We start from the raw sequence: 10,085 nt of genomic DNA on the forward strand, positions 1-10,085 counted from the left end.
CACCGCCGCGGTGGCGTCTTTTTTTTGCTTGCCATTCCGGCAGGCCTTGCAGTCCAACCGCGTTCTGGAGAGAGACCGCACCATGAAGACCCTGCTTTCATCGAGCATCACCCTGGCCCTGCTGCTGTCGGCCAGCGCCCAAGCGCAGGACAACGCCAGCGCCGATCGCGACAAGCCGACCGCCACCACGCTGGACAACGTGATTGTCACCGGCACCCGCGCGCCCAAGGCCGTGGACCGTATCCCCGGTGCGGTCAGCATCATCACCCTGCAGGAGTTGAACAACTCGCTGAGCCTGACCGAAGACGCCACCGCGGTGCTGACGCGCACCATTCCCGGCTATTCCGAATCGACCCAGGCGCTGACCAACTCCGGTGAAACCCTGCGTGGGCGCATTGCATTGCGCCTGTTCGACGGCATCCCGCAGACCTCGCCACTGCGCGAGACCAACCGCGCCGGCAGCTTCACCGACCTGGGCGTGATCGGCCGCATCGAAGTGGTCAACGGCCCCTCCGCGGCCGAAGGCGTCGGCGCGGCCGGCGGCATCATCAACTACATCTCCAAGACGCCGGAAGAAGGCAGCCACACCACTGTCAGCACCCGCTACAGCACCCAGGGCCGCGACGACAGCGACGGCTGGAAGGTCGGGCTGACCTTCGGCCACAAGGAAGATGCCTACGACCTGCTGTTGTCCACCTCGTTCGTCGACCGCGGCATGGCCTATGACGCCAAGGGCCGCAAGATCGGCATGCGCGGCTCAGGCACCATCAACGACTCCGAATCGAAGAACCTGTTCCTGAAGCTGGGCAGCAACTTCGGTGAGGACGGCATGCAGCGCCTGCAGGCGTCGGTCAGCCGCTTCAACCTGACCGGCAAGGGCAACTACACCGGTATCAACGGTGACCGCGCCAAAAACATCACCTCGACTTCGATCGCCGGCACGCCGCTGGGCGCCAAGACCGAGTTCAACGATTTCAACCAGTTCGTACTGTCCTACAGCCATGCCGACTTCTTCGGCGGCACCTTGCTGGCCGACACCTATCGCGCCGACCAGGCGATGCGCTATCCGGCGGAAAAAGGTTCGGACAAGCAGGATCCGCTGATCGCTCCGCTCGGCCAGCTGGTAGACCAGTCCGAAGTGAATTCGCAAAAGCGCGGCGTCCGCACCTCGTGGACCCGCGGCGACCTGTTCGGGGTGGAGGGCCTGGAGCTGCGTGCCGGCGTGGACGTGGTCAAGGACCTGACCGATCAGCGCCTGGCGCTGACCCACCGCGTGTGGGTGCCGCCGATGGAGTACAAGAGCACCGCGCCATACGCGCAGCTGTCGTGGGACATCGGCCCGCTGACGGTCAGCGGCGGCCTGCGCCAGGAAGACGGCACCCTGAGCGTGGACAGCTACACCACCACCTACTACAACAAGCGCGTGTTCGTGGAAGGCGGCAAGCTCGACTACAAGACCGAGCTGCCCAACTTCGGCGTGGTCTACCGCTTCAACGAGCAGCTCTCGGCGTATGCCTCCTATTCGGAAGGCTTCAGCCTGCCCAACGTCGGCATCCCGTTGCGCAACATCAACAAGCCCGGCCAGAGCGTGAGCGGGATCCTCGATCTGCAGGCGATCATCGTCGAGAACAAGGAAGTCGGCCTGAACTGGCGTGCCGGCAACGCCTCGTTCAGTGGTTCCTACTACCGCAGCTACTCGGACTTCGGCGTGTCGCTGAGTACCGACCCGGTGACCGGCGACTTCGTGATGAACCGCGGCCCGGTGCGGATCAACGGCATCGAGTTCAGCGGCAGCTACGACTTCAATGACGACCTGAAGATCAACGCGATGTACTCGCACATCGTTGGCAAGACCTGGTTCGTCAAGAACGGTCCGCTGGACAAGCGCATGGGCGCCAACGATGTCAGCCCGGACAAGATCGGCGTGAACCTGTACTGGCGCGTGGCCGAACAGGTCGATCTGAACCTGGGCGCGATGACGCTGCTGTCGCGCACCCTCAACCAGGGCAAGAGCGGCGCCGAGCACACCTCCGGCCGCACCCTGCTCGATCTGAGCGTGAACTACGACACCGGCCGCTTCGGCAGGCTGACCCTGGGCGTGGAGAACCTGTTCAACAAGCAGTACATCCTCACCACCTCCGAGGCCAGCAGCAGCAACGACGACTGGATGGCCGGCCGCGGCCGCGTGTTCGCCCTGTCGCATAACATCAGTTTCTGATGAGCGACCTCGCAGCCAGGGGCTTGCGCCTCCGACATCGCGATCACGCCCGCCCCGGCGGCCGGCGTGACGCGGTGTGGCTGCACCGCGGCGCCCGGGGCCTGGCCCTGGGCGCCGTGCTCTGCATGACAGGCTGGCCGATGGTGGCCTGCTCCGACGCGGTCAGCCGCAGCTCCCTGCCGGTCGCACCCGCGACACCGGCAACGGCCCCGCGGTTGCCGGCCATCGACCGCTTCCTGGCCGATGCCACCGGTCCGCACGGCTATCCCGGCGCGGTCGCGCTGGTGATCCACGAAGGCAGAACCGTGCACGCCGCCAGCTACGGCTGGCAGGATCTGGCGCATACCCGGCCGATGCAGCAGGACAGCATTTTCCGCATCTATTCGATGACCAAGACCGTCGCCTCGGTGGCGGCGTTGATGCTGGTGGACGATGGCAAGCTGGGGCTGGACGACCCGGTCGCGCGCCATCTCCCCGAATTTTCGCAGCTGCAATTGTTCATCGGCGGCAGCGCCGACGCACCGCAATTGCGCCCGCTCAGCACCACGCTGACCGTGCGCCACCTGCTCACCCACACCTCCGGTTTTGCCGCCGGCGGCGAAGGGTTTGAAGCGGTGACGCAACTGTTGGAACAGCACCGCGTGCGCGATGTCGGCAGCCTGGCCGCGTACAGCACGCGACTGGCGCAGGTGCCGCTGGCGACCGAACCCGGCACCCACTTCCGCTACGACAGCACCTCCACCGAAACCCTGTCGCGGCTGGTGGAAGTGGTCGCCGGCGTGCCGTTCGAGCAGTTCCTGCAGCAGCGTATTTTCGAGCCGCTGGCAATGCACGACACCGGCTTTGAAGTGCCGCCGGCGCAGCGCGCGCGCGCGGTCGAGCTGAGCGTGATGGGCGCCGACGGCAAGCTGGCGCTGGCCGATGAGCCGCATACCCGTGATCCCGGCACGGCCTTGCGCCCGTACCGCAGCGGTGCCGGCGGGCTGTACTCCACCGCCGCCGACTACGGCCGTTTCGCGCAGATGCTGCTCGATGGCGGCCGCTATCAGGACCGGCAACTGCTGCAGCCCGCAACCGTGGCGCTGATGCTGCAGAACCAGCTCGCGCACTTTCCACTGCCCAAACCGGTCACCGAATTCAGCGATGCCGAAGGCTTCGGCCTGGGCGGCTCGGTGCTGCTGGATCCGGCGCTGAAGGGCCGCCGCGCGGCCGCCGGCGCGTTCGGCTGGTCCGGCGCCGCGTCGACCTATTACACGATCGAGCCGGACAGGAAGCTGCTGGCGATCCTGTTGCTGCAACATCTGCCCGGCGGCGAAAACGACCTGCCGCGCATCAGCACCGCGTTCTACAACCTTGTCGATGAGGCCTTGCAGCCATGACTCCAGCCCATCGTCGTGCCGTGCTCGTCGCCGGCTCGGCCAATCTCGATTTCGTGGTGCGCGCCGCGCACGTGCCGGCACCGGGTGAAACCGTGCTCGGCCGCGAGTTCAGCACCTTCCCCGGCGGCAAAGGCGCCAACCAGGCGGTGGCCTGCGCGCACGCCGGTGGCGCCGACACGCAGATGTTGCTGGCACTGGGCGAGGACGATTTCGCCAAACCGATCGAAGCCTCGCTGCTCGACGCTGGCGTGCAGTTGCACACCGTGCGCGATGCACAGCTGCCGACCGGCACCGCCTTCATCTGCCTGTCCGACGATGCCGAGAACGCGATCACCGTCGCCCCAGGCGCCAACATGGCGCTGCGTGCCGAACACCTGCCCGCACTGGAGGGCATCGGCTGGCTGCTGCTGCAGCTGGAAACCCCGCTGGAAACAGTGCTGGCCTACGCCTACGCCGCACGCGCGGCCGGCATCAAGATCGCGCTCAACGCCGCGCCGGCGCAGCCGCTACCGGAAGAGCTGCTGGCGCTGCTGGACGTGCTGATCGTCAACGAGGGCGAACTGGCGGTCGTGGCCGGCAATCCGCCGGACCTGGCCACCGGTCTGGCCCGCGTGCAGGTGCCGTGCGTGATCGTGACCCTGGGCGCGCGCGGCTGTCTGGCGCGGGTGGGTGATGAAATCCTGCTGCAGCCGGCCTTCCGCATCGCCGCGCTGGACACCACCGCCGCCGGCGACACCTTCTGCGGCGCGCTGGTCGCCGCGCTCGCCCACGACACCCCGCTGGCCGATGCACTGCTCACCGCCAGTGCCGCTTCGGCACTGGCCTGCACCCGGCTGGGTGCGCAATCGAGTATTCCCACCTTCACCGAGGTTGCCGCGCTGCTGTCCGATTGCGCGCGCCGGCCCGGCGATGATGCCCATACCGCGCTCGCGGCGTGGTGCACGCTTTGATGTTGTTCCTTTCCGTTTCCTGCTGGATGCCTTGCCCATGACGACGCCTTATCAGACCCCCGACTACGACAACGAAGCAGCCGATTACGGGCATGAGGCCGTCACCACCGAGTACAAGTTCTCGCACGTGACCACCGGCCGTTATCTGCCCACGCCGGGCAAGGCACCGGCATGGCCATTTTCCGATATCGGGAGCTGGATGATCGATGCCAACGCCAGCGCCGCCGACTGGATCACCGAACTGAAGGACTGGCGCCGCGAACACCTGGTGCGCATCGGCTATACCGACGTCAACTACCGCCGCCCGGAGCTGCAGTGGTCGCAGCGCAACTTCGTGCACGCGCAGATGCTGGTCGAGGACCGCTACTTCTACGACGTGGACACCGCGCAGTACACCGTCGACAAATACCTGGACGATCTGATCGCCCGTTTCGGCGGCCTGGACTCGGTGTTGATCTGGTACATCTACCCGAACATCGGCATCGATGACCGCAACCAGTTCGATCTGGCGCACACCCTGCCCGGCGGACTGGAAGGGCTGAAGAGCGCCGTGCAGGCATTCCAGAAGCGTGGCGTCAAGGTGTTCCTGCCGGCCAAGCCGTGGGACCACGGCACCCGTGACCCGGGCTGCACGCACTGGGACGGGCTGGCCGAGATCATCAAGGCCACCGGGGCCGACGGCATCAACGGCGACACCTTCAACGGTGTGCCGCGTGCGTTCTTCGACGCCTGCGATGCGCGCGGCAACCCGGTGGTGATCCAGCCCGAATCCACCATCAGCTCCGAAGAACAGCTGATCTGGAACGTGCAGAGCTGGGGCAAGAAGGCACCCGACGGCCCGGTGCCGCCGGTGTCCAAGTGGAAGTGGCTGGAGCCGCGCCACATGGTCAACTACGAGAACCGCTGGGGCCGCAACCGCAACCACGACCTGCAGTACTGCTTCTTCAACGGCATCGGCTACAACGCCTGGGAAAACATCTGGGGCATCTGGAACCAGTTCACCGCGCGCGATGGTGAAACCCTGCGCCGCATCGCCGCGATCTACCGCCAGTTCCCGCAGCTGGTGGTGTCGATGGACTGGGAGCCGTACCAGGTCTGCCATCAGGGCGGCATCTTCGCCAGCAAGTTTCCGGCCGACGGCCTGTGCCTGCACACCTTCATCAACCGCCACGAATACGCGGTCAACGGCGAGCAGATCGATCTGCCGCACGTGGACGGCAGCCGCTATTACGACGTGTGGCACGGCGTCGAGTTGTCGCCACGGGTACGTGATGGCAAGGCGGTGATCGAACTGCCGATGGAAGCACGCGGCTTCGGCGCGGTGCTCAGCGTGCAGCCGGGGGTGACGGTGGACGGGCTGGAGGCCTTCCTGCTGGCCGCCGCCAAGCGCGCCGCGCAGCCGCTCAACAGCTACTCCGCGGCGTGGACGGCACTGCCGCAGCAGCTGCGCGAGATTCCTGCCACCGCCGTGCAGCCGACCGCGCCGGACGGCATGGTCAGCATCCCCGCCGGCGAGTTCGTGTTCAACGTCGGCGGCATCGAGATCGAAGGCTTCAACTGGGCCGGCCAGGACGTGCAGTTCCCGTGGGAAGACTGCCCGCGCCGCCACCACCGCAAGCACATGCAGATGGCCGCGTTCCATATCGACCGTTACCCGGTGACCAACGCGCAGTTCAAGGCCTTCATCGACGCCAGCGGCTACCGCCCGGCCGATGACATCAACTTCCTCGCCCATTGGCTCGATGGCGCGCCGCGCACCGGCTGGGAGAACAAGCCGGTGGTGTGGGTGTCGCTGGAAGATTGTCGCGCCTATGCCGCGTGGGCCGGCAAGCGCCTGCCGCACGAATGGGAATGGCAGTACGCCGCACAGGGCAACGATGGCCGCACCTATCCGTGGGGCAACGACTGGGACGACAGCTGCGTGCCGCGGGTGAACCGTGGCCGCCGCGTGCTGGCCCCGGCCGATGTGGATGCGCACCCACAGGGGGCAAGCCCGTTTGGCGTGGAAGACCTGGTCGGCAACGTGTGGCAGTGGACCGATGAGTTCATCGACGAGCACACCCGCGCGGCGATCCTGCGCGGCGGCTCCCGCTACCAGCCGCAGACCTCGCACTGGTATTTCCCGCAGGCCTATCGCCTGGACCAGCACGGCAAGTACCTGCTGATGGCGCCGGCCAAGGACCGCAGCGGCATGCTCGGCTTCCGCTGCGTGGTGGATGCAACATGACTGCGGCCATCACCATCGGCCAGCAGTTGATCGCGCCCGCCTCAGTAAAGCTGGACGGCGTGTTCGGGCAGATGTTGGCGGCCAACCGCAGCGGCCGCCTGAGCAGCTTCATCGTCGATGAGCACAGCCCGTCGATCAGCATTTTCGGCCAAGCCCACAAGCAGCAGAACCAGGAAGGCGACTGGTACGGCGAACACGCCGGCAAGTGGTTGTCGGCCACTGCGCGTGCGGTGGCGCAGGGCGGGCAGGACAAGCTGGAAGCCAACCTGCGCCGAGTCGCCGACTGGCTGATCAGCCAGCAGGACGCCGACGGCTATCTCGGCAACTACGCCGCCGACCGCCGTTTCACCGTGCCGCAGCCGCCCAAGCCCGAGAGCTGGAACGGCGAACCGGCGCTGCGCACCTGGGACATCTGGACCCACAGCTACCTGATCCTCGGCTTCCTCGAAACCTGGCGGGCGCTGGGCGAAGAGCGCTACCTGCAAGCCGCACGCGACATCGCCGACCTGTGCTGGCAGGCGCTGGAGGCGGGCATCGACATCACCACGCTTGGCAACCACCACGGCATGTCGGCCACGGTACTGCTGGACCCGGCCGCCGACCTGTACCTGGTCACCGGCGAGCCGCGTTACCTGGCGCTGTCCGAGAAGATCCTGCAGCAGGCCAACGCCAACCCGCGTCTGGCCCTGCTCGACAAGGGCATCGCCAACGAAGATGCCGCCTTCATCGCCACCGGCAAGGCGTATCAGCTGTCGTGGAATCTGGTGGGCCTGGCCAAGCTGTACAAGGCCACCGGCAAGGCCGACTACAAGTTGGCCATCGACAATCTGTGGAACAACATCCGCGAGCAGCACCTTACTTTGGGCGGCGGCCCGTGGGGTGGCGTGGCGCATCGCTCGCGCGAAGTGTTCAACGCCCCGCGCACGTTCTTGCCGCAGGCCTATGTGGAAACCTGCTCGGTGCTGGCGTGGATGCAGCTCAACCGCGAACTGCTGGCCATCACCGGCCACGCCCGCTACGCCGATGAACTGGAACGCACCGCCTACAACGACCTGCTGGCGGCGATGGCGCCGAACGGCGAGGACTGGTGCTACTACACCTTCCCCAACGGCAAGCGCGTGCACACCACGTATTGGCGCTGCTGCAAATCTTCCGGCGCGATGGCGGTGGAAGAGCTGCCGCAGATCGCCTACGGCATCGCCGCCGACGGTGGCCTGCGGGTCAATCTGTACAGCGCCGGTGAGGCAACGTTGGCGCATGCCGAAGCCGGCAACGTGACCCTGCAGCAGGACACCCGCTACCCGTTCGACGGCGCAATCACGATCAAGGTGCTACCCGAACGCAGCGCCACGTTAAGCCTTGGCCTGCGCATTCCCGGCTGGGCCGAGGATGCACGCATCGAGGTCAACGGCGTCACCCAGCCTATCGACATCGCCGCTGATGGCTTCGTGCAGTTGCAGCGGCAATGGCAGGCCGGTGATCTGGTCAACGTGCAGCTGCCGATGCAACCGCAGCTGCAGCGCGCGGCCAACATCAACGTACAGGAATCGCGCGCACCCGATGGCTCGCCGGTAGCGCAGGAAGTACTGCGCTGGGAATACGTGGGCCTGAGCTACGGCCCGCTGGTCTATGCCACCGGCCTGATCGACGGCTTCAAGACTGACGAGACAGTGAGACTGCGGGCAGGCGATCCCGCAACGTGGCTGCAGGTGGGCACTGACGAAGGTGAAGGCGCACCGGTGACGATGTGGCTGCAAAGCCGCGCGCCCTTGGTGTTCGAGCCGTACTACCGTTGCGGCGGCCGTGAACATGGCGCGTGGCGGTTGAGCTGGCTGTCGCTGCCACCGGCACCCTGAGCCATCAGGAAGGTCCGTGATTTCAGTATCCCGGACCTCCGGCGCAGCACGCTTTCAACAACCGCCATCCCCGACGCAGCGCCAAACAAATCCTCATCGAAGTTTTTTGTCCTCGCTGAACATACCCGCACGATCTGTTTCTTCCGCATCCCGGGAGGACACTGCAATCCAAGGAATCGAGTGCACCCACCATGACCGGAAGCAACCCCCCTTCCCCGTTTGACATCGCCCATCGCGAGGGCGCAGCCGGACCGCTCAGCGGCATCCGCGTACTGGACCTGAGCGCGTATATCGCCGGGCCGTACGGCTGCACGCTGCTGGCCGACCAGGGCGCGGAAGTGATCAAGGTCGAGCCGCCGGTCGGCGACAACCTGCGCAAGTACCCCTCCACGCTGGAGGCCGAAAGCCGCGCCTTCCTCGGCGTCAATCGCTCCAAGCGCGGGGTGGTGCTGGACCTCAAGCAACCCGACCAGCGCGCGGTGCTGATGCGGCTGGTGCGCGAGGCCGACGTACTGGTGCACAACTTCCGTCCCAGCGTGCCGGCACGGCTGGGCATCGATTTCGACAGCCTGCACAAGCTCAATCCGCGGCTGGTGTACTGCTCGGTCACCGGTTACGGCGAGCAGGGTCCGCTGAAGGACAAGGCCGGCTACGACCAGGTGCTGCAGACCATGACCGGCATGTGCGCGATGCAGGGCGCGGCCGACGGCGCCCCGGAGATCCTCTACGGCTCGGTGGTGGACTACTACGCCGCCGCGCTGGTCGCCGCCGGGGTGTCCTCGGCCCTGTACGAACGCGAGCGCAGCGGCCAAGGCCAGTTTGTCGGCGTGTCGCTGCTGCGCAGCGCCTTGACCATGCAGTCGGCGCGGATGGTGTGGGCCGAAGGCGAGCCGGCCGCAATCGGCCGCGACATGCGCTCGGGTGGCGTCACCGGCATCCACCCCACCGCCGATGGCTGGCTGTACATCTCGGCCAACACGCCGCGCTTCTGGCAGGCGCTGTGCGGCAAGACCGGGTTGCCGGCGCTGGCCACCGACCCGCGCTATGACAGCGTGCGCAAGCGCGCCGAACATGCCGCCGAACTGCTGCCGCAGCTGCACGCCGCGCTGGCCCGCAGACCGGCGCTGGAATGGGAAGCGCTGTTTGCCGAGGAAGTGCCATGCGCGGCCGCGCGCCAGATCGAAGACATGTTCGACCATCCGCAGGTGCAGGCCGAAAACATGATCACCTCCCTGGACCACCCGCTGCTGGGCAGCTACCGCGGCGTCACCCGCCCGATCGTGTTCGGCCGCACCCCCGGTCCGCAGCCGTTTGCCGCCCCGGTCTTCGACCAGGACACCGCGGCGCTGGGCGCGCTGTTCGACACTCCGTTAGATGATTGACCGAAAGGATCAGCGCATGACCTCAGTTTCCAAACTCGCCCAGCTGCGCGAACTGTCCGTGGTGGTGGCCGAT

The 10,085-nt window shown here is 66.6% G+C and carries 6 protein-coding genes; all 6 read left to right on the forward strand.

All coding sequences use genetic code 11. From position 1 onward, the window contains the following. Positions 1 to 82 precede the first annotated feature (82 nt). The 6 genes from QZH66_RS09950 (at position 83) to QZH66_RS09975 (ending at position 10,012) form a co-directional block, all read left to right on the forward strand. A complete protein-coding gene (locus tag QZH66_RS09950; protein WP_305805782.1) occupies positions 83 to 2,218 on the forward strand; it encodes a TonB-dependent receptor in 2,136 nt (711 codons plus the stop codon). After that, positions 2,218 to 3,597 (forward strand): serine hydrolase domain-containing protein, encoded by a 1,380-nt coding sequence (locus QZH66_RS09955; protein ID WP_305805783.1) that lies wholly within the window; start codon positions 2,218 to 2,220, stop codon positions 3,595 to 3,597. The genes QZH66_RS09950 and QZH66_RS09955 overlap by 1 nt, the downstream gene beginning before the upstream one ends. Then, positions 3,594 to 4,547: a ribokinase gene (locus tag QZH66_RS09960; protein WP_305805784.1), complete on the forward strand. Its 954-nt coding sequence runs from the start codon at positions 3,594 to 3,596 to the stop codon at positions 4,545 to 4,547. Before QZH66_RS09955 ends, QZH66_RS09960 begins: the two co-directional genes overlap by 4 nt. Before the next feature lie 37 nt (positions 4,548 to 4,584). Continuing rightward, entirely contained in the window at positions 4,585 to 6,774 is a 2,190-nt protein-coding gene (locus QZH66_RS09965) for a formylglycine-generating enzyme family protein (RefSeq protein ID WP_305805785.1), read from the forward strand. After that, on the forward strand, positions 6,771 to 8,630 hold the full coding sequence (locus tag QZH66_RS09970; protein WP_305805786.1) for a beta-L-arabinofuranosidase domain-containing protein: 1,860 nt from the start codon (positions 6,771 to 6,773) through the stop codon (positions 8,628 to 8,630). Before QZH66_RS09965 ends, QZH66_RS09970 begins: the two co-directional genes overlap by 4 nt. A 191-nt stretch (positions 8,631 to 8,821) precedes the next feature. After that, complete coding sequence (locus QZH66_RS09975; RefSeq protein WP_305805787.1) at positions 8,822 to 10,012, forward strand: CoA transferase; 1,191 nt, start codon at positions 8,822 to 8,824, stop codon at positions 10,010 to 10,012. Positions 10,013 to 10,085 lie beyond the last annotated feature (73 nt).

Source organism: Stenotrophomonas sp. YIM B06876, assembly GCF_030711595.1.
In the GTDB taxonomy this organism is placed as follows: domain Bacteria; phylum Pseudomonadota; class Gammaproteobacteria; order Xanthomonadales; family Xanthomonadaceae; genus Stenotrophomonas.

Excerpts from the sequence above, each read along its gene's own strand:
- QZH66_RS09950 (WP_305805782.1), top strand. The coding sequence starts at position 83 with ATGAAGACCCTGCTTTCATCGAGCATCACCCTGGCCCTGCTGCTGTCG.
- QZH66_RS09955 (WP_305805783.1), top strand. The coding sequence starts at position 2,218 with ATGAGCGACCTCGCAGCCAGGGGCTTGCGCCTCCGACATCGCGATCAC.
- QZH66_RS09960 (WP_305805784.1), top strand. The coding sequence starts at position 3,594 with ATGACTCCAGCCCATCGTCGTGCCGTGCTCGTCGCCGGCTCGGCCAAT.
- QZH66_RS09965 (WP_305805785.1), top strand. The coding sequence starts at position 4,585 with ATGACGACGCCTTATCAGACCCCCGACTACGACAACGAAGCAGCCGAT.
- QZH66_RS09970 (WP_305805786.1), top strand. The coding sequence starts at position 6,771 with ATGACTGCGGCCATCACCATCGGCCAGCAGTTGATCGCGCCCGCCTCA.
- QZH66_RS09975 (WP_305805787.1), top strand. The coding sequence starts at position 8,822 with ATGACCGGAAGCAACCCCCCTTCCCCGTTTGACATCGCCCATCGCGAG.